Genomic DNA, 17776 nt, shown 5'->3' with positions numbered 1-17776 from the left:
GGCAGACGCCAGCAGACGACGGCTGCGCGAGACAGCCGTCGTCGTCGCGGGTCAGCCTTCGCCGAGTTCGCGCATGACGGCGTACAGCGCGGACTTGGCTTCGAACCCGACCCCCGGAATGTCCGGCAGCCCGACATAGCTGTTTTCCACACGAATGCCGTCAGCGAAGCCGCCGAACGGCTGGAACACGTCCGGATAGGATTCGTTGCCGCCCAGGTGCAGGCCTGCGGCGATGTTCAGGGACATCTGGTGGCCACCGTGGGGCACCACGCGGCGCGACGACCAGCCCATGTCTTCCATCACTTTCAGGGTGCGCATGTACTCGACCAGGCCGTAGGACAGGGCACAGTCGAATTGCACGAAGTCGCGGTCCGGGCGCATGCCGCCGTGGCGCAACAGGTTGCGTGCGTCCTGGTGGGAGAACAGGTTTTCACCGGTGGCCATCGGCAGTTCGTAGTGGTTCGCCAGCTCGGCCTGCAGGGCGTAGTCGAGCGGGTCGCCGGCCTCTTCGTACCAGAACAGGTTGTAGGGTCTGAGGGCTTCGGCGTAGGCGATCGCGGTCTGCTGATCGAACCGACCGTTGGCGTCGACCGCCAGGCGCCGACCCTCACCCACGACCTTGAGCACCGCTTCGATCCGGCGGATATCGTCGGCCAGCGGCGCGGCACCGATTTTCATCTTGACCACGTCATAGCCACGGTCGAGGTAGCTGCGCATTTCGTCCTGCAGCTTGGTGTCGTCCTTGCCCGGGTAGTAGTAACCACCGGCGGCGTAGACCCAGACCTTGTCGTCGGCGACACCGTTGCGGTAACGGTCGGCCAGCAGGCGATACAACGGCTTGCCTTCGATCTTGGCCACGGCGTCCCACACCGCCATGTCGATCGTGCCGACCGCGACCGAGCGCTCGCCGTGGCCGCCTGGTTTTTCATTGGTCATCAGGGCTTTCCAGATGGCGAACGGGTCGAGGTTGTTGTGTTCCTTGTCGATCAGCGTATCGGGATCGGCTTCGGTGATGCGCGCCAGGAAACGATCGCGCATCAGTGCACCCTGGCCGTAGCGTCCATTGGAGTTGAAGCCGTAGCCGACGACGGGTTTTCCGTCGCGAACCTGGTCCGTGATCACCGCCACTACCGAGCAGGTCATCTTCGAAAAATCGATGTAGGCGTTGGCGATGGGGGAGGCAATGGAAACGGTTTTTTCACGGATATCGACGATACGCATGGCGTGGTCCTCTTGTTGTTGAGGGCCCCACGTTAAGCTTTGCGATGACCCCCGCCCAATGCTATTAATGCCGCGCCCTATGCTCAGGAGGCATTGCCCTTGGAACTCGTCTGGCTTGAAGATTTTGCCGCGTTGGCGGAGTACGGCAGCTTCGTTCGCGCCGCTGAAGCCCGCCATGTGACCCAGCCTGCGTTCAGCCGCCGAGTGCGGTCACTGGAGAACTGGATGGGGGTCGAGCTGTTCATCCGTACCCCGCAAGGGGCGACGCTGACCGAAGCCGGCAAACAGATGTTGCCCAGCGCCCAGGAGGCCACCCGGCGCCTGTACCGGATGCGCAGCGAAGCGCAGGAAGTGGCGGGCATGGCCGCTAAAACCCTGCAGTTCGCGGCGACCCATTCGCTGTCTTTCACCTTCTTCCCGCGCTGGCTCAGGGGCGCGGAAAAGGGCACGCCGATCGAGGCCGTGCGCCTGCATTCCGACAGCATGGTGGTCTGTGAACAGATGCTGGTCCAGGGGCAGGTGCAGTTCCTGCTGTGCCATCGCCACCCGGACGTTCCTCCGCTGCTGGCACCCGATCAGTTCGTCAGCAAGAAAATCGGCGAGGATGTGCTCGTTCCGCTGGTGGGTGCTTCGGCGCATTTCGGCTCGTCTGCGGTTTCGCTGCCGTACCTGGCTTACACCCAGGAATCCGGGCTGGGCCGGATCGTCGCGCATCGCCTGCAAGGGAAGGAAGATTTCCTGCACCTCAAGCCGCTGTTCAGCAGCCACCTCGCCGCGGTGCTGATGTCCATGGCCCTGGAAAACAAAGGCGTGGCCTGGCTGCCCAGAAGCCTGACGGAGCAGGAAGTGGTCGATGGCCGTCTGGTCCGGGCCCTCGACGAAAGCTGGGATATCGCGCTGGACATTCACCTGACACGGCCGCTGGCACCGATCAGTCCGTTTGCCGAGGCATTCTGGGCCGGGGTGTAATATCACATGGAACCTGTGGGAGCCCAAATTTCCGGCCAACAAACGCCATCAGCGACAGCCCTGGATAACCTCTGTCATCTCGACACGCGATCACACACGGCCTGCCTGGTTGCCAGACGAAAATAATAATCCTGATACCAGCGCTTGTAGCTTTCCTGCGCTTCGGGATCGGCCTGTTGCAAGACTTCCATCAACCTGGCCTCGGGCACTTCTTCCCAGCGGATCGTTGGCTGGTAAGGAACGAAGCTGCGTGTGGCGCTCTCCAGCGTGATCAGCTGAATGAGTGGAAAGTCTTGCCCAAGACCCCCTGCCAATGCCGTACGAAAGAAGCGCTGCAGTAGCACGAAGTCTTCCAGGGGCGCCATGAATTCATCGTACGAAGGGCTGTAGAGTTGGGCTTTCAGGTAACCTGGCAGACGGCTCGACACTCGCTGGCGCAATGGCTGGAGTCCCCGCGCGGGGAAATCCATCGCGAGGGTGCTCACCCCACCGCTCACCTTGTCGGGATCCTGCCCGCGTCCAAGGGAAAAGGTGGTGTGGACCCAAATGTCGATATTTCCAAGATGGTCAGGGGAACGTTTCATCCAGGCCCAGTCCGGTCCTGCCGAGACTCGACGCTCCCGGAACTGTGGCGTGTAATCTTCAGTCAGCCGGTACTGATCCGGCAGGCCGGGAGCCGCAACATCGGGCACCTTGCCGGGGGAAGAGTAGGAGGCCGTGAACGTGTCGAGCAGCCGATCCGCCTCTGCCACCCGACAGCCCAGCGGCGTATCGGTCAGCACCGGATGCGTGTAGGTCACGCGGCTGATCAACTTCCCGTCGCCGGGCGCACTTGTTACGGCCACCACTCGACCATACGCTGCGTAGCGCAGTGCCTGGTTGACGATGGCCGCATCATAGACGCCAAGATTCAGCCATTGATCATTGGACATGATTTCCAAGGTTACTTTGGTGGTGGCGCCAGTTGTGCCTGTAGCGTCTGTTGCCGACGGAAGGGTCCAGCGAATCCGGGTGGCATCAATCCCTGCAGGGTAGATGTCTTGGCCGATCACTATTTTCCGGATGCGCAAGCCGCTTGAAGCCACTTCGAAATCAGGAGCCCCGGGGAGCAGTGGATCGTAGCCACCCAGACGTTCTTGCAATGCTGCGTTCATCGGGGGCGGCTGCAATCCGGCGACCGTGGTGCTGACCGCCTCGGCGATTTTCGCTTCCCGCAGGGCTTCGGGGCTTGGCGTCCAGCCCTGGCCCTCGGCCGCCATCAGCGACCTGAACAGGTTACGAGCATCGTTTGTCGCTTCAAAGGAAGCCTGACGCGCCGCCACGGCAGGCACACCGGGCCGGGCGGAACTCATGAATGCTTCGGTCACCCAGTTCTTCGCCCAGGTGTGCGTCCAGGTTCTGACGGCGTTCCTGCCAAGGTCTTTAACCAGTGTTTTGGCTTGTCTGCCCAACTCTGTCGTGGGTATGGCATTGACAGCCCCAAAGGCCTGGTCCAGCACTTGTGCAGTCAGTTTTTCCTGGGCATCCAAGGGGGCGAACGGGGTGCCATAGCGCTGCTCGAGCCCTGCGGTCAATGTTGCCAAGCGCTTTGGGTTTTGCTGTTCCAGGCGCGCGACCGAGGGGGCTAGCGCCTGCTCGATCTGTTGTTCTGCTATGACAATGCCTGACTTGTCCTCGAGCACATCGCCGAGCGTTGCTGCGACTTCGCGCCGGATTTTCGTCGCGCTGTCGGCAGAGGCGGACACTTCGATGCGCTGACCGGTCAGGGCGGCGCGGACAAATTCGGACTTGTTGTGGTTTGAATGCGTGACCTGCACCCATTGTTCGAAGACAGGGCTGCGGGTCATGTCACTGAGGGCTGCCCGGACGAAAAGCCGGGTGGCGGCCTGGACCGCAGGGACCGCAGTATCTGGATGGGCGGCTTCGGCGTCGGGATTTTTTAGCAAGGGAATGGCGGACAGCGTTTTTTCCATGTTCCGTTGCGCTTGTTGATCTGCCGCATTCATCCGAAGGTTGTTGACCATCAGCTGCATGTTGTAGGCCAGGGGTTCGGCGCTCCAGCCAATCAGGGAAAGAATGAGCAGAGCGGTGGTGACATGAGGCACAGGTGTTCTCACCGAACCAGGGTCTCTGCCCGATTCTTCGCTGGACAGCATGGGAGCCTGGCGCGCCGCCATGTACAACGAAAGGCCAACGCCGAGTAAGCCGAGAATGCCCAGAATTGTGCCGTATTGGCCTATTGCCCTGGTCACGCCAAGGATCGACTGTGCGGGGTCAATGACTGCCTGGGATACGACGCGGGTGCTTGAAGAAAGGAAACGGCATGCCAGCATGAGCAGGATTACGGCGCCAATGATGATGGCCCCTGTCCACGCTAGATGTCGGACGCGTTTGAGCACCGTCAGGCGGCCTGTACGCGTCTTGCCTTCTGGACGATCGACCGCCTTGCGTCGAAATCTGCCGAGAACCACCAGCCACACATGACACACGGCCCACAGTACAACAAACAGTGTCAGGATGGCGTACGGGCGCATGGCGTTCTCCGGCAGACACGGCGCTTGCTTTCACAGCCTTGACCGAAGAACGCGACTGCCGTGCCGATCTTCCTCGATGCACAGAAAATCGAACCCCCACGTTTGTGTGCACGGCTGTCTGTACAGGGGCGCCGAAATCCTGATGCCGCCGTGCCACCCTAGCAGTAAGGTTGCGAAATATTGACAGCGCAACCCGATGAGACGAACGGGCTGCCCGGCGCATCGCTGATGAGTCTGCTCAATGCATGGCATTGCGCGAACGTTTCAATGCAGCCAGTTCAGCTCAGCTTTGACCCAATGCAATGGCAAACGAGACCACGATCATGCAGGCAAATGCAAAATTGAGATTCATGACGTATTTTCATCCTGACTATTCGAATGGGCGGCATTTTGCACAGTTCAAGGACAAATGAAAAATTCGGCTTCATGATTTGAATGATCGATCACATTGATGGCTGGGCGTCGAGTGCACGGCGGCGCAAACCCGCCGTCCTGCTGTCAGGGTCGCGACTTCAGCGCAGCACATAATCCATACCAGCGGTCATAGCAGGCGTTGTTGCGAAAGCTCATGAAAATCGACAGGGACAAGCCCAGCAAGGTAAACGGCGTGGCGTTGACCTTGGCAAAGTAGCTGGGGTGCAGGGTTTCCACGAGCACGATGACGCAGGCCAGCAGTGTCACCATCAGGCTGCGCAAGGCAATCCGCTTGGCGATCGAGCCCTTGAGCGCACTGAGGATGTTGATCAGGTTGGGTTTGGGTCTGACGATCATGCTGGTCTACCTGCGCAGGTGGTCACCTTGATGGAGGCTGCGCTGTTCACGAATGTGTTGAGCGCAGGCTAGAGGTAACCGGAGAAGCCGTCCAATCACTGGTTATGACCGGTTGATCGACAGCGTCTATGACGCGCACTCGTTGAAAGCCTGGCCCCGCCTTTTGTGGGAGCGAGCCTGCTCGCGAATGGACGACAACGATAACGCGTGTTGTCTGGATGAACGCGCCGCTCTTGAGTTCATTCGCGAGCAGGCTCGCTCCCACAGGGAGGGGGAAGTCCGGGCATTGTTATGGCGTACCAAACATCGCCGTCCAGTAGATCCCCGAATCACTCTTCGGATCGACCGCATAGGCCGCGCCCAACTCCTGGAACCCGGGGTTCATCAGGTTGGCGCAATGCCCGGGACTGGACACCCAGCCATCCACCACCTTGCGCACGCTATCTTGCCCGGCCGCGATGTTCTCGCCGATCTGTTGACCGCTGTAGCCCGCCAGTTCGGCCCGGTCACCCGGCGTGCGGCCATCGCGGTCCTTGTGGTCGAAGTAATTGTTGTTGGCCATCGAGCGCGAGTGAGTCTCGGCCGCCGTCGCCAACGTGGCGTTCCAGATCAGTGGCGTGGTGGCATTAAAGGCTTGCGTACCGCACTGGCGCGGGCGGCTGCGGGCGACATTGAGTTCGGCCAGCAATTTCTGGCCTTCCGCCTGCCAATCGCCGAGACGCCCGCTCAACAGCGGACGGGCGAGCACGATGCGCCAGTCACGGTCCTGGCGACTGACACCGATATCGACGAATTGCGGGTCCAGCACCACCTGGCAGAAACTCTCGCGAATCGCTGTCATGGCGGACTGTGCATCACGGGGGCCGGACAGGCTGATCGCCTGCACGTTGACCATCGGATAACCCGCTGTGGCCAATGCCTGCTGCAGGTTGCCAATGCTGGTGGCGGACAGCGCCAGCCGTGGATCGCCCGCCAGCGGTGGTAATTCCGGTGAGGCCTGACCCGCGCACGGTTGCGACTGACTGCGATAAGTGTTGATCGAGTCGATCAGCTGTTTCTCGTCGGCAGCGCGCGCATTCACAGCGCACAACAGACCCAGTGTCAACGTGGCAAGACAGCTGACGGATGAAATGAAGCGCATGGAAATCCTCCTTGAACGGACTGCGGCCATAATGCGCGAAATCGCCCCCTCCCAGGCAATGGATTTTTCAGTTTGCCGCGGCGTGATAGCCATCATTTCACTACTACACTGAAGCGACACTGCCCACCGAGTCATTTCAATCATGCGCCTCTATTGGATAGCCACCTGCGTTGCCATGATGCTGCTTGCCGGTCCTGCCATCGCTGCGGATCAACAGCAAAAACAACAAGCGGCGGAGAACAAGGCCGAGGTGCTCGAGCAAAAAGCCGCGCAGAGTAACAGTCCCGCGCCGGCGCCCAAAGCCGACGCCATCACTCAGTCTGAAGTCCAGGCGGTGGATCCTGCGGGTGCCGCGCCGCTGGACGACGCGATCACGTGTCTGGCCCGGTCCATTTATTGGGAGGCCAAAGGCAAGGATTCCGTCGACATGGAAGCGGTGGCCAATGTCGTCATGAATCGGCTGGGCCACGAGGGTTTCCCGGATACGGTCTGCGGTGTGGTCAAGCAAGGGTCCGAAACCAAAAGCTGTCAGTTCTCGTGGTGGTGCGACGGACGCTCCGATTCGGTTCAGGAGGAGGTGCCTTATGCACTCGCCAAGGAAATCGCGCGCAAGGCGTTGAACAAGCAATTGCCGGATCGTACCCGCGGCGCGCTGTATTTCCACGACCGCACGGTGAAGCCGGATTGGGCCAGGAAGTACACCAAGACGGCCGATATCGGGTTGTTTCGGTTTTACAAGCCCCATGGAAAGTCGGCGAAGTAGCGAAACGCTTTTGGCTGAGCACCGCCATTCACGCATGGGGCTTGTTTCATAAAACGCCGGCACTGCAAGTCAGCATTTGTAGCCGATTTGTCGCAACAGGTTCTTGCGCCACAGGATGTCGTCGTCGCTTTCAATGCCCTTGGCGCAGAAGCCATCGACGACGCCCAGAATGGCTCGCCCCTGGTCCGTCTCGGCGAGTATCACTTCAGTCGGATTGGCGGTAGCGCAAAAAATCCGGCACACCTCCGGCACCATCTTGAGCGTATTCAAAACGTTCAGCGGATAGAACCCGTCACCAAGGAAAATGATGAAACTGTGGCCCGCAGCGATGGCCAGCGCATTCTTCTGGGCCAGTTCGATCATGGCGGGATCGGTGCCGGACCAGCGCACCAGGCATTGGCCGGAGGCTTCGCAAAAGGCCACGCCAAACTGGATGCCGGGCACGGTATTGACCAGCGCTTCGTGGAGGTCTTCGACGGATTTGATGAAGTGCGTCTGACCGAAAATGAAGTTCGTCGCTTCGGGTTTGTCGATTTTCACTGTGATGAGTTGCATGGCAAACGCCTCCTTCACGGTGTTGCTGCCAGGAATTGCATTGATCAAGCATAGCTACCCCCTCGCCACAGGGTTTTGTATGGCCCTTTATGGATACGTGAACATACAAAGTCCTCTTGAGCGGACACATTGCAGATACACCACTGCGGTTTCATGGGCCGTCCCAACACTGCACAGAGAGAGTTGCCATGTACCGCAGACTGCAGCAGGTCGCCAGGCTCTTCAGCCAGAGCGCGCGTTTGATGGTCGGGGTTCCCGATTACGATAACTACGTCGCGCAAATGGCGATCAATCATCCCGGCGAGCCGGTCATGACCTACCCGGCATTTTTTCGCGAGCGCCAGGACGCCCGCTTCGGTCGTGGCAAATGCAATACCCGGTGCTGCTAGCACCCTTGTATAGACCCGGTCGGGGCGTACAGTGAGAAGGTGGTGGCCGCAAAGCGGGTCGTACCACCTTTAAGGTCGATGGAGATCACTGCCATGCTGCGCATCGGACTTATCGTCTACCCCGGATTCCAGGTGCTCGGCCTGGCCATGTGCGCCACCTTCGAGTTGGCCAATACCGCCACCGACGAGCCGGTCTACAGCCTGTGCTTGTTGTCCGAACACGGCGGCACGGTGCAGACCTCCGCCGGGTTTGGCGTGGAGACCACGGCGTTCGACCAGCGCTCCTTCGACACGCTCCTGGTGATGGGCGATAACCTGATCCGGCCGGTTTCTCCCGGCCTCGTGCAATTCTTGCGCAGTGCCTGCCGGACCACCCGGCGCCTGGGATCGATCTGCACCGGTGCGATCGCACTGGCCGAGGCGGGTTTGCTCGACGGCCGGCGCGCGACCACACACTGGTGCCATGCCCCCGCGCTGCAGAAGGCGTACCCCAACGTGAAGGTCGAGGAAGACCGGATCTTTATCAACGACGCTAATGTCTGGACTGCGGCGGGGATGAGCGCTTGTGTCGATCTGGCGCTGGCCCTGGTGGAAAAGGACTTGGGCGCGGAAGTCGCCCGGCGGGTGGCCCGGCAACTGGTGGTGTATCACCGCCGTGCGGGCGGGCAGTCGCAGTTTTCGGTGATGCTGGAACTGCAGCCCAGGACCGATCGCATCCAGGCCGCATTGACATACGCCAAGCAGAACCTGAAATCCACGTTATCGGTAGAGGAACTGGCCAGTGCGGCCAGTCTCAGCCCTCGCCAGTTCAGTCGCGTGTTCCATGCCGAAACCGGGCAATCGCCGGCCAAGGCCATCGAAAACCTGCGGGTGGAGGCAGCGCGGCTGATGATGGAAACCGGTCGGCACCCTATCGATGTGGTGGCGACCGATACCGGTTTTGGCGATCGGGAGCGGATGCGACGGGCGTTTATCCGGGCTTTCGGGCAGCCGCCGCAAGTGATTCAGCGGGCCAATCGCGGGTGACATCGGTCTTCACACGTGATTTTCCAGGCGAGAGAGCAAGCCTGTAGGAGCTGGCTTGTCGGATCGCCGCACCGCAGCGAAGGCGTCGTATCAGGTGACATCAATGTTGATTGACCCACCGTCTTCGCTGGCAAGCCAGCTCCTACAGGGGACGCGGTGTCCTGAAAGGTGGGGTATATGACATTTAAGTCGGAATATTATTAGCGTAATTTTAATCTCGTTGGAGGCCACTTCCTTAATGAGATCATCGCCATGACCCTCGTAAAAGCCGCTGCCGTACAAATCAGTCCCGTTCTTTACAGCCGTGAAGGCACCGTCGACAAGGTGGTGCAGAAGATTCTCGAACTCGGTGACCAGGGTGTGCAATTCGCCGTGTTCCCGGAAACCATCGTGCCTTACTACCCGTACTTTTCGTTCGCACATCCGAAACTGGCTGCCACTCAACCACTGGAAGAGGTGTGATCGGCGCTGGTTGATGAAGGCGGCCTGAATCTGCGGATGTACCCGGCCCCTTGTAGGAACTGGCTTGCCAGCGAAAGCGGTGTGACAGATGGCATCAATGTCGACTGACATGGCCAATTCGCTGGCAAGCCAGCTCCTACAGGGGGTTTGTGTTGAACGCCATATTGTGCCCGGCGCAAAACCCTGGGGGCTGGCTTGCCAGCGATGAGGGCAGCGCAGTCAACATGGATGTCGACTGACACACCGCCACCGCCGGCAAGCCGGTCTCGCTCCCACAGGAATTTCCACGTACACGACTATCGTTCGAGCACGCCCGACCGGCCGGCCTTACAATTCCTGACCCAAAAAGATCAACGTATTGCCATGGGCCTCAGCCGCTGCCCGTTGGTTGTAGCTGTCACGGTGCGAGCAGTTGAAACCATGTTCGGCCTCTGGGTAAACGACGATTTCCACGTTGTCGTTGTTCTCGAAACGCTCGGCAATTTTCTCCACGGCGTCCAGCGGAATGTGGCTGTCCTCTTCACCGAAATGCATCAGCAGCGGCACATCGATCTCATCGGCGCGCTCCAGTTGGTTCTGGATCCCGCCGCCATAATAGGCAACGGCCACGTCCACCAGCCCGTTCGCAGCGGTGTGGTAGGACAGCAGGCCGCCGAAGCAGTAGCCGATGGAGGCGATCCCGCCGTCCAGGCCCGGCTGGGCTTTCAATGCGTCGATGGCCAGTTCGATGTCCTTCTGAGCCTGGCCGACGTCCGTGGCGTTCATCAACTCGACGGCGCGTTTCCAGCCGGCTTCGTCGTAGGCCAGTTCGATGCGCTGGCCACTGCGCCAGAACAGGTCCGGTGCGATCACCAGGTAGCCGTCGGCCGCGTATTGCTCGGCGACCGAGCGAATGTGCTCATTCACGCCGAAGATCTCCTGGATCAACACGATCCCCGGACCCTTGCGGGTATGCGGGATGGCCAGGTAAGCGCCGAACTTGCCGTCGGCGCTGTCGATCTCGATCCATTGGGTGGTCACGCTCATGATGGCTCCTGTCTACACAAGTGAGGTGGGAAGTAAGCTTGCCACGTTAACATTTCAACGAGGGGTCTGACGCCAGAAGAATCGAGCCAGCAGCGCATCGACGCTGAGCTTGCCGGCGCCAGAGAGCAACAGCGGCATAAAGGCCACGAGGTAGATCAGCGGCAGTTTGAAGTTGCCATGGCCTTTGTTGCTGATGGCATAACCCTGGGCAAGCTCACTCAATGTAGACCAATCGGCCGGCCAGTGAACGGCGGCGGTCGCGACGAGGGTGACCACGATCAGAATCAAGGCCGATACCCGCGTCCCCAGGCCGATCAACAGGGCGAGTGCGCAAATCAGTTCGGCCCACATCGACAGTTCCCAGTTCAACGTGGCCGGCACGTGGTTGAACGGAAACGGGAAGCGGTCCTGGATATCGGCGAACCAATTCTGGCCATTGAATTTTTCCAGGCCGGATTCGAAGAACTCCCAGGCGAGGAACACCCGCAGGGTCAGCGGCGCAATCCAACTACCGGCACGGTCGAGGTTCAGGTGCAAGCCTTTGACGGCCGAAGTGAGTGAGGTGCTCATGGACGTAGTCTCCATTCAGTCAGGGAGGTGGGGCAACGGCCGGCGTGGCCGATCGAAGGGCGCATTTCATCAAGCAGGTGTGTCTGCGGTGTGTCTTTTCCGGCGGGTTATAGGGGCGTGGTGTGTCGGGCGGGGGGCTATACACACACTGATACACAGGCAACACACATCAAGAAAATGTGGGGGCCGGGTTCAAGGCATCGATAATGACGCTCCATGGATTTTGCTATACATTTTCCAACCGCCCATTTCATGGTGTAACCGATTCATGTCTCTTGCGCTCGAACGTCTGGTTGCTGGCACCCCGATCCCTTTCGCCGGTAACCGTGTCACGGTGGTCAGCCCCGAACTGGCTGCGCGCTTCCAGCCCGGCGACCACCTGCTGGTGGAGCAACTCAGCGGTGAACTGTTGCTGATCCCGGTGGCGGACCAGCAAGCGGCGACTGTCGCGATCGAACGTGCGCAGGCGGCCTTCAAGGCGATGTCCGCGGTGTCGGATCAGGCGATCAGCGGGTTCTTCGACCTGTTCGCCCAACGCCTGGAAGCCCCCGATTGCTGGGCCCTGATCGAAGCTGCCAATCTGGCGGACATCGAACGGGCCAAGGCGCGCGGACGTTCCACCACGCGCCTGCTGGCCGATGAGCGCATGCGTCGCGACATGATCGCCGGCCTCAGGGCCTGGCGAGATGCGCCGGCCACCCGGGGCAAAGTGCTCAGTTGCGTGGAGCATGACGGCTGGAAGGTCGAGCAAGTAGTCTCGCCCCTGGGAATAGTCGCTTTTGTGTTCGAGGGCCGGCCAAACGTATTCGCCGATGCGGCGGGCGTGCTGCGCACCGGCAACACCGCGGTACTGCGCATCGGCAGCGATGCGTTGGGCACCGCCCAGGCGATCGTCGCCCACGCGCTGAATCCGGCACTGAGTGACGCCGGGTTGCCGAGCGGCGCCGTGTCCCTGGTGGAAAGCGTCAATCACGCCGCCGGTTGGGCGATGTTCGCCGATCGACGCCTGTCGCTGGCCGTGGCCCGTGGATCGGGTCGCGCGGTCAGCCAGTTGGGCAGTATCGCGCAACAGGCCGGCACGGCCGTCAGCCTCCATGGCACCGGCGGCGCCTGGCTGATCGCCAACCAGGACGCCGATGCCGCACGTTTTGCCGCCGTGGTCCACAATTCCCTGGACCGCAAAGTCTGCAACACCCTGAACGTATGCCTGATCCACCGCGACCGCGCCGTTGAACTGGTGCCGCTGTTTCTCGAGGCGCTGCAACAGGCCGGTGTCGCACGGGGCCAGGGCTGCAAGCTGCACATCGTCGAGGGCAGCGAGGCGTATTTGCCGAAAGACTGGCTGACCGCGAGCGTCGAGGTGTATCGCGCCGAGGGTTATCAATCCGAATCCCTGGCCGAACCGCTGCCCGAAGAGCAGTTGGGCCGCGAGTGGGAATGGGAAGAAACCCCGGAAGTCAGCCTGAAGATCGTCGAGGACCTGGACCAGTCAATCGCCTTGTTCAATCGCTACAGCCCGCAGTTCACCGTGTCCTTGATCAGTGACGATGCCCAGGCACAGGAGCGCTTCTACAACGCGGTCAACGCGCCCTTTGTCGGCGACGGCATTACCCGTTGGGTCGACGGGCAGTACGCGTTGAACAAGCCGGAACTGGGTCTTTCGAACTGGGAGAGCGGTCGCCTGTTCGCTCGCAGCGCCATTCTCTCCGGTGATGGGGTATTCACCATTCGCAGTCGCATGACGCAGACCGATCTGTCGGTCAAACGCTGAGAAGGCCAGGGCGGCACTATACTAAAGGTATGTTTGTGTGACGGAGGGTTGCACCATGAAACGTCATTCCTTCGAGCATTATTCTCATAACCTGGAAATGATTGCTCACGACGCGTGGATTACCACCCGGGTGAAGTCTGCCCTGACCATGGCCAAATCAGGCCTGGGCCTGCATATCCATGTCAAGACCCATGCAGGCACGGTGGTATTGAGCGGCCGCGTCGACACCCATCGGCAATGTGAGCAGGCTGTGGCGCTGGCCCGCTCGATCAATGGTGTCGTCGACGTCGATGCCAGCGGCTTGCAGACCCACGTGTTCACGCCAGGCAGCGTGCCAGGCGCCCCCGATGCCGAAGAGCGCTCTGAGTACCGGGCACCATCATCGAAGAAGACGGACGACAAATAACCACCTGTGAATGCAGCGCTCCCGTGAGCCGGGGCGCTGCATTGTTCGTTCCGGACTGCACTTGCTCAAGCCGCTTCAGCCGCCTTGCCATATACCGCACAGAGGTTCGGATGCTCGGCCAGCGCCACGAAGGTGCGGCTGCTGCCATCCAGGGCATCGATCGAACCGGTTTCAATGTCGTAGACCCAGCCATGCAGGTTCAGCAGGCCTTTTTCCTGGGCCAGTCGTACGCTGGGATGCGTCTGGATATTGGCCAGCTGGGCAATGACATTTTCCCGCACCATGGCACTGACTTTCGCCGCGTCACTGGCATGAGAGCGAGATTCATTGATGACTTTTGCCGACTCGGCATGTTGCAGCCAGCCGCTGACGGCGGGCAGATGATCCATGCAGGTGCACGTGGCCACGGCGGTCATGGCGCCACAGTCCGAGTGGCCGCAGATCACGATGTCAGTGACGCCCAGCACTGCGACCGCATATTCGACCGTGGCCGACACACCGCCGGGATGGGGACTGTACGAGGGCACGATGTTGCCGGCGTTGCGGATCACGAACAATTCACCGGGCTCCTGTTGGGTGAGCAGTTCCGGCACGACACGGCTGTCGGAACAGGTGATGAACAAGGTGCCTGGATGTTGGGTGGTGGCCAGGTGTTTGAACAAGTCGGTGCGTTGTGGAAAGACCTCGTTCTGGAACTTTAAAAAACCTTCGATGAGCGCTTTCATACTGATGTTCTCCTGTGTAATGCGGGTCAGCCCGCACGCGGTGCGGGCCGGTATCCACTTAGAAAGGGCGCAGTGGCAGGAACTTGCCGTCGAGGGTAATCACTGCGCGGGAGCCGCCTTCCGGATCCTCGACTTTCTTCATGTCCAGCTTGAAGTTGATCGCGCTGATGATGCCGTCGCCGAATTGCTCATGCACCAGGGCTTTCAACGTAGTGCCGTAGATCTGGATCATTTCGTAGAAGCGGTAAATGGTCGGATCGGTCGGGATCCCCGAGAGACTGCCGCGCAGGGGAATGATCTGCAGGCGGGCCACGGCGTCGGCGTCCAGTTCGAGTTTGTCGCCGATCACTTTGGCGGCGCCTTCGGGCAGCGGGTGCTGGCCGAGCAGGGCGGCGGTGACGTAGGCCAGGCCGAGGCCGGTACCGTCAGCCAGGTCTTGCCACGATAGATTTTTGCGTGCCTTGGCATCGAGGATCGAGGTAGTCAGGGCCAGACTTGGGTCGTTGTAAGCGTGGGACTGTTGCATGGGAAATCTCCTGTCGGCGTTGCGTTGCTCGGGTGTGAAGCAATATTCGGCTGATTGATCCATAGCGTCCAAGACCGATATACAATGCATTGCATAAGTACTGCCTATAGATAGGAAGACCCATGCTGCTGCGTCATCTGCGCTATTTGCTGGCCGTCGCCGACCATGGTGGCTTCACCCGCGCCGCCGAGGCGCTGCACGTCTCCCAGCCGACCCTGTCGCAACAGATCCGGCAACTGGAAGAAACCCTGGGGGTGAGCCTCTTCGACCGGACCTCGCGCACCGTCAGGCCGACCGATGCGGGCCAGGCTTATATAGAGAGCGCACGTCGGGTATTGGTGGAACTGGAGGCAGGCAAACGGGCGCTGCACGACGTCAAGGATTTGTCCCGTGGCACCTTGCGCCTGGCAATGACGCCGACCTTCATGGCGTACCTGGTGGGGCCGTTGGTACGCGACTACGTGGCGCGGTATCCAAACATCCATTTGCAGATTTTCGAGTTGTCGATGGACGATATCGAGGCCGGGCTGCTGGATGATTCGCTGGACATCGCCATCGCGTTTACCCAGGTCCGGCACGCCGACATCGAGTCGATCCCGGCGTTTACCGAAACCCTGGGGGTGATGGTGGGATGCGATCATCCGCTGTGCGAAAGCCAGGATCCGTTATCTGCCGAGGAGGTCTCGCGGTTGGATTTTGCGTTGCTGACCACGGGCTTCGTCACCCGCAACCGCATCGATGAGTATTTTGCCCTGGAGCGGATCACGCCGAAGGTGGTGATCGAGGTCAACTCGGTAAGCACTTTGCTGGAAGTCATTCGGCACACGGCTATCGCCACCATCCTTCCGGAACCCATCGCCACCCCGGACCGCGCCTTGCACAAAATTCCGTTGCAGGGGGAGGCGCCCAGGCGAGGGGCCGCGGTGCTGCGGCGCAAAAACAATTATCACAGTGCGGCGTCGGTGGCTTTTATGGCGCTGGTGTCGGCTGCGGTTGCGGATGAGTCGGAGAAATCAATCATCCACTGACTGGCACAAGCCGTTGGGGGCCTTGCCGGTGGAGGACACGGTTACGGAGTCGTCATCGGCGAGAATGATCGACAGCGTGACGCCCGAACCCTTGGCTTCAAAGCGGCGATCATTGATAGCTTTGGTTTCTGCTTCCTTGCTGTTGATCAACACCGGCCCGTCCTGATCCGCTTGGACCAGAAGTTTTCCAGGGCATTCGACAACGAATGAGGGCACACCGGGGACGCTGTTGGCATGGGCGGCAGGTGCCATCACCAGCAACAGCATCCCCGTCAGGATTGTTTTCATCGCAAGTCTCCCAGGACTAACAGCACATAGGATTAACCATAGCTTTGTTTAGCCGCGCACGAGACAAACAAAAAGGCCCCGCTCGATTTGACGAGCGGGGCCTTTTTCATTGATGGGGTGTGGGAGAGGAATCAGTAGAACCGGTCAATCACCCGAACTTCGTTCTGGTTCTGCATCGAGGCCCACGCCTGTTTCAGCGTTTGCAGGACATTACCGATGAAGTCCTTGTCCGCCGCGGCTTTCTTGCCGACATAACCTTGGCCGCGACGGTACATCTTCAGTCGGGCGAGCAGATTCTGGTTGTTCCGGTCGAACTCGGCTTCATGGGCATGCGGCGACAGGCAGTCGATATGCACCTGGCCCGACTTGCTGATCCACAGTATATGGCTGTCGTGGCTGTCTTTTTGCGCCGCGAACATGCGAGCCAGTTCATCGATGGTGGGTTGATTGTTCAGATTCATAATAAAGCCCCTTGACCATTTGGTGATCTTTCAAAGTTGATTCGCTAATACAGGTAGCCCATCGGTTAGTTGATCCCTGGCACCGAAACCAGGACGTCAGCGGTCGACCGACAAAAATGACGGGGTCCGCGTCTGTTGCATGTAGTCGTGTTGAATAACTGCTACGCAATAGCGTTACAACGAAGAGAAGCGGCGAAAACCTTAAGGCCATATCCGACGTTTCAGGGTCGGCCACAAGCTTCATGAGGATTGATCGCCAGCGCTTCTCGCCCTTGTACTGGACGTTCAGGCCAGGTCAGCTTCTTCAATCTGCCTTGTGGGCAGCGTGCATCCGGGAAAAACAGCTCGGCGGTCAGACGAGCTTGCTCAAACGTGTTGCCTGTACTCCCGATCGGGGAGACATCTGCATCATGCAAGGGCAAACCGGAGTCGTCAACGGTTTTGTAGTGAATATTTTTGTTCACTACATATTGTCGGACAAAGCTGTTTGGAATTAGAAAAATCGGTGCGGCGGGCGCCTGGAGAATGGTGGCGTAGCTGGGATCATCAAGATCGCAGCCTTTCGCAGCTCCTACGGAACCGGTGTAGGAGCTGCCGAAGGCGGCGATCTTTCAAAGCGGTAAAACGTGCAAGGGTTACCGTCCACCGGTAACTGATGCACAGTGAACTCGCCGCCCGCGAGATCGGGCATCACCCTGGCCCAGAACAACCGCGCCGGCTGGTTCGCATCGATGTGGAAAATCTGCCATTGACCGGGGAATTGGCTCAAGAGGGTGGAAACGACAAACTTCGCGACGCCTTGGCCACGAAAACGTCGGCTGACGAAAAAGTAGCCGATGTTGTAAAGGGCCCCGGGCAGATGGACGACGTCATCCACAACCACGAAGCCGGCCAGCTCGCCGTCGGCCTTGATCAGGAATGGCCGGGTCGCGGGGTTGCGCCAGTAATCGAGCAGGGGCTGGAAATTGAAGAAGCCATGCCCACCGAGTTTCAGCGGCAGCCATTCGCTGAAGTCATACAGGTAGAACTGCATCAGGTTTTCAATCGTCTCCAGGTCGTCGCGCTGGGCGGCGTGCAGTTCTATCGAGGGCATGAAGGCTTGCTCCTGATGCGGGTTATCGGAACACTAGACCATTCCCTTGCG

Annotated in this window: 20 protein-coding genes and 1 pseudogene; 8 read left to right on the top strand and 13 right to left on the bottom strand. The window is 59.9% G+C overall.

Annotated elements, in window-relative coordinates:
* Positions 1–51 precede the first annotated feature (51 nt).
* A complete protein-coding gene (locus J2W17_RS15135) occupies positions 52–1221 on the bottom strand; it encodes a mandelate racemase/muconate lactonizing enzyme family protein (RefSeq protein ID WP_307335222.1) in 1170 nt (389 codons plus the stop codon).
* 99 nt (positions 1222–1320) lie between these two features.
* Here J2W17_RS15135 and J2W17_RS15130 point away from each other — a divergent pair, with 99 nt between their 5' ends.
* Positions 1321–2190, top strand: a complete 870-nt coding sequence (locus tag J2W17_RS15130) for a LysR family transcriptional regulator (protein ID WP_307335220.1) — start codon at positions 1321–1323, stop codon at positions 2188–2190.
* Between the two features lie 74 nt (positions 2191–2264).
* Here the strand turns inward: J2W17_RS15130 and J2W17_RS15125 are convergent, their stop codons facing one another.
* The 3 genes and pseudogenes from J2W17_RS15125 to J2W17_RS15115 all read right to left on the bottom strand — a co-directional run bounded on the left by J2W17_RS15125 (position 2265) and on the right by J2W17_RS15115 (position 6636).
* Positions 2265–4724, bottom strand: a complete 2460-nt coding sequence (locus J2W17_RS15125; protein ID WP_307335218.1) for a hypothetical protein — start codon at positions 4722–4724, stop codon at positions 2265–2267.
* 531 nt (positions 4725–5255) lie between these two features.
* Positions 5256–5495: pseudogene (locus J2W17_RS15120) on the bottom strand (bestrophin family protein); the annotation flags it as partial.
* Between the two features lie 289 nt (positions 5496–5784).
* The gene (locus tag J2W17_RS15115) at positions 5785–6636 is read right to left on the bottom strand and encodes a CAP domain-containing protein (protein WP_307335215.1); all 852 of its coding nucleotides are present in this window, start codon (positions 6634–6636) and stop codon (positions 5785–5787) included.
* A gap of 142 nt (positions 6637–6778) precedes the next feature.
* Here J2W17_RS15115 and J2W17_RS15110 point away from each other — a divergent pair, with 142 nt between their 5' ends.
* Positions 6779–7399: a cell wall hydrolase gene (locus tag J2W17_RS15110; protein WP_307335213.1), complete on the top strand. Its 621-nt coding sequence runs from the start codon at positions 6779–6781 to the stop codon at positions 7397–7399.
* A 69-nt stretch (positions 7400–7468) separates the two neighbouring features.
* Here J2W17_RS15110 and J2W17_RS15105 read toward each other — a convergent pair whose 3' ends face one another.
* Positions 7469–7954, bottom strand: a complete 486-nt coding sequence (locus J2W17_RS15105; RefSeq protein WP_307335211.1) for an adenosine-specific kinase — start codon at positions 7952–7954, stop codon at positions 7469–7471.
* A gap of 188 nt (positions 7955–8142) precedes the next feature.
* Between J2W17_RS15105 and J2W17_RS15100 the strand changes: the two genes are divergently transcribed.
* The 3 genes from J2W17_RS15100 to J2W17_RS15090 all read left to right on the top strand — a co-directional run bounded on the left by J2W17_RS15100 (position 8143) and on the right by J2W17_RS15090 (position 9831).
* The gene (locus J2W17_RS15100) at positions 8143–8343 is read left to right on the top strand and encodes a YbdD/YjiX family protein (protein WP_307335209.1); all 201 of its coding nucleotides are present in this window, start codon (positions 8143–8145) and stop codon (positions 8341–8343) included.
* Positions 8344–8436: 93 nt separating this feature from the next.
* Positions 8437–9369 (top strand): GlxA family transcriptional regulator, encoded by a 933-nt coding sequence (locus J2W17_RS15095; protein ID WP_307335207.1) that lies wholly within the window; start codon positions 8437–8439, stop codon positions 9367–9369.
* Positions 9370–9621: 252 nt separating this feature from the next.
* The gene (locus J2W17_RS15090; protein ID WP_307335205.1) at positions 9622–9831 is read left to right on the top strand and encodes a nitrilase-related carbon-nitrogen hydrolase; all 210 of its coding nucleotides are present in this window, start codon (positions 9622–9624) and stop codon (positions 9829–9831) included.
* 327 nt (positions 9832–10158) lie between these two features.
* On the opposite strand, the gene J2W17_RS15085 is transcribed toward J2W17_RS15090, so the two are convergent.
* Positions 10159–10857, bottom strand: coding sequence for a dienelactone hydrolase family protein (locus J2W17_RS15085; protein WP_307335203.1), 699 nt, complete (start codon positions 10855–10857; stop codon positions 10159–10161).
* Positions 10858–10911: 54 nt separating this feature from the next.
* Positions 10912–11427 (bottom strand): HvfX family Cu-binding RiPP maturation protein, encoded by a 516-nt coding sequence (locus J2W17_RS15080; protein ID WP_307335200.1) that lies wholly within the window; start codon positions 11425–11427, stop codon positions 10912–10914.
* Positions 11428–11695: 268 nt separating this feature from the next.
* On the opposite strand from J2W17_RS15080, the gene J2W17_RS15075 reads away from it, so the two are divergent.
* Complete coding sequence (locus tag J2W17_RS15075) at positions 11696–13198, top strand: aldehyde dehydrogenase family protein (RefSeq protein ID WP_307335198.1); 1503 nt, start codon at positions 11696–11698, stop codon at positions 13196–13198.
* A gap of 55 nt (positions 13199–13253) precedes the next feature.
* Entirely contained in the window at positions 13254–13604 is a 351-nt protein-coding gene (locus J2W17_RS15070; RefSeq protein ID WP_307335196.1) for a BON domain-containing protein, read from the top strand.
* Positions 13605–13669: 65 nt separating this feature from the next.
* Here J2W17_RS15070 and J2W17_RS15065 read toward each other — a convergent pair whose 3' ends face one another.
* Both J2W17_RS15065 and cynS read right to left on the bottom strand, forming a co-directional pair.
* Entirely contained in the window at positions 13670–14329 is a 660-nt protein-coding gene (locus J2W17_RS15065; protein WP_307335194.1) for a carbonic anhydrase, read from the bottom strand.
* 58 nt (positions 14330–14387) lie between these two features.
* Positions 14388–14855 (bottom strand): cyanase, encoded by a 468-nt coding sequence (cynS, locus tag J2W17_RS15060; RefSeq protein ID WP_307335192.1) that lies wholly within the window; start codon positions 14853–14855, stop codon positions 14388–14390.
* A gap of 122 nt (positions 14856–14977) precedes the next feature.
* Here cynS and cynR point away from each other — a divergent pair, with 122 nt between their 5' ends.
* Positions 14978–15883, top strand: coding sequence for a transcriptional regulator CynR (cynR, locus tag J2W17_RS15055; protein WP_307335190.1), 906 nt, complete (start codon positions 14978–14980; stop codon positions 15881–15883).
* Here the strand turns inward: cynR and J2W17_RS15050 are convergent.
* From J2W17_RS15050 to J2W17_RS15035, 4 genes are all read right to left on the bottom strand, one after another.
* A complete protein-coding gene (locus J2W17_RS15050; RefSeq protein WP_307335188.1) occupies positions 15869–16171 on the bottom strand; it encodes a hypothetical protein in 303 nt (100 codons plus the stop codon). The genes cynR and J2W17_RS15050 overlap by 15 nt on opposite strands.
* A gap of 131 nt (positions 16172–16302) precedes the next feature.
* Positions 16303–16632: a hypothetical protein gene (locus J2W17_RS15045; protein WP_150797732.1), complete on the bottom strand. Its 330-nt coding sequence runs from the start codon at positions 16630–16632 to the stop codon at positions 16303–16305.
* 221 nt (positions 16633–16853) lie between these two features.
* Positions 16854–17096 carry a hypothetical protein gene (locus J2W17_RS15040; protein WP_307335185.1) on the bottom strand — a complete coding sequence of 81 codons (243 nt, stop codon included), beginning with the start codon at positions 17094–17096 and terminating at the stop codon, positions 16854–16856.
* Positions 17097–17203: 107 nt separating this feature from the next.
* Positions 17204–17725, bottom strand: a complete 522-nt coding sequence (locus J2W17_RS15035) for a GNAT family N-acetyltransferase (RefSeq protein ID WP_307335183.1) — start codon at positions 17723–17725, stop codon at positions 17204–17206.
* Between the last annotated feature and the right edge of the window lie 51 nt (positions 17726–17776).

The organism is Pseudomonas lini (assembly GCF_030812475.1).
Taxonomy (GTDB): Bacteria; Pseudomonadota; Gammaproteobacteria; order Pseudomonadales; family Pseudomonadaceae; genus Aquipseudomonas; species Aquipseudomonas lini_A.
The sequence above is the reverse complement of the archived record's forward strand: the minus strand, read 5'-3'. Positions and strand labels throughout refer to the sequence as shown.

What these genes read in the sequence shown, in the direction of transcription:
- J2W17_RS15135 (WP_307335222.1), bottom strand. Translation starts at nt 1,221, where the DNA reads ATGCGTATCGTCGATATCCGTGAAAAAACCGTTTCCATTGCCTCCCCC.
- J2W17_RS15125 (WP_307335218.1), bottom strand. Translation starts at nt 4,724, where the DNA reads ATGCGCCCGTACGCCATCCTGACACTGTTTGTTGTACTGTGGGCCGTG.
- J2W17_RS15115 (WP_307335215.1), bottom strand. Translation starts at nt 6,636, where the DNA reads ATGCGCTTCATTTCATCCGTCAGCTGTCTTGCCACGTTGACACTGGGT.
- J2W17_RS15110 (WP_307335213.1), top strand. Translation starts at nt 6,779, where the DNA reads ATGCGCCTCTATTGGATAGCCACCTGCGTTGCCATGATGCTGCTTGCC.
- J2W17_RS15105 (WP_307335211.1), bottom strand. Translation starts at nt 7,954, where the DNA reads ATGCAACTCATCACAGTGAAAATCGACAAACCCGAAGCGACGAACTTC.
- J2W17_RS15100 (WP_307335209.1), top strand. Translation starts at nt 8,143, where the DNA reads ATGTACCGCAGACTGCAGCAGGTCGCCAGGCTCTTCAGCCAGAGCGCG.
- J2W17_RS15095 (WP_307335207.1), top strand. Translation starts at nt 8,437, where the DNA reads ATGCTGCGCATCGGACTTATCGTCTACCCCGGATTCCAGGTGCTCGGC.
- J2W17_RS15090 (WP_307335205.1), top strand. Translation starts at nt 9,622, where the DNA reads ATGACCCTCGTAAAAGCCGCTGCCGTACAAATCAGTCCCGTTCTTTAC.
- J2W17_RS15085 (WP_307335203.1), bottom strand. Translation starts at nt 10,857, where the DNA reads ATGAGCGTGACCACCCAATGGATCGAGATCGACAGCGCCGACGGCAAG.
- J2W17_RS15080 (WP_307335200.1), bottom strand. Translation starts at nt 11,427, where the DNA reads ATGAGCACCTCACTCACTTCGGCCGTCAAAGGCTTGCACCTGAACCTC.
- J2W17_RS15075 (WP_307335198.1), top strand. Translation starts at nt 11,696, where the DNA reads ATGTCTCTTGCGCTCGAACGTCTGGTTGCTGGCACCCCGATCCCTTTC.
- J2W17_RS15070 (WP_307335196.1), top strand. Translation starts at nt 13,254, where the DNA reads ATGAAACGTCATTCCTTCGAGCATTATTCTCATAACCTGGAAATGATT.
- J2W17_RS15065 (WP_307335194.1), bottom strand. Translation starts at nt 14,329, where the DNA reads ATGAAAGCGCTCATCGAAGGTTTTTTAAAGTTCCAGAACGAGGTCTTT.
- cynS (WP_307335192.1), bottom strand. Translation starts at nt 14,855, where the DNA reads ATGCAACAGTCCCACGCTTACAACGACCCAAGTCTGGCCCTGACTACC.
- cynR (WP_307335190.1), top strand. Translation starts at nt 14,978, where the DNA reads ATGCTGCTGCGTCATCTGCGCTATTTGCTGGCCGTCGCCGACCATGGT.
- J2W17_RS15050 (WP_307335188.1), bottom strand. Translation starts at nt 16,171, where the DNA reads ATGAAAACAATCCTGACGGGGATGCTGTTGCTGGTGATGGCACCTGCC.
- J2W17_RS15045 (WP_150797732.1), bottom strand. Translation starts at nt 16,632, where the DNA reads ATGAATCTGAACAATCAACCCACCATCGATGAACTGGCTCGCATGTTC.
- J2W17_RS15035 (WP_307335183.1), bottom strand. Translation starts at nt 17,725, where the DNA reads ATGCCCTCGATAGAACTGCACGCCGCCCAGCGCGACGACCTGGAGACG.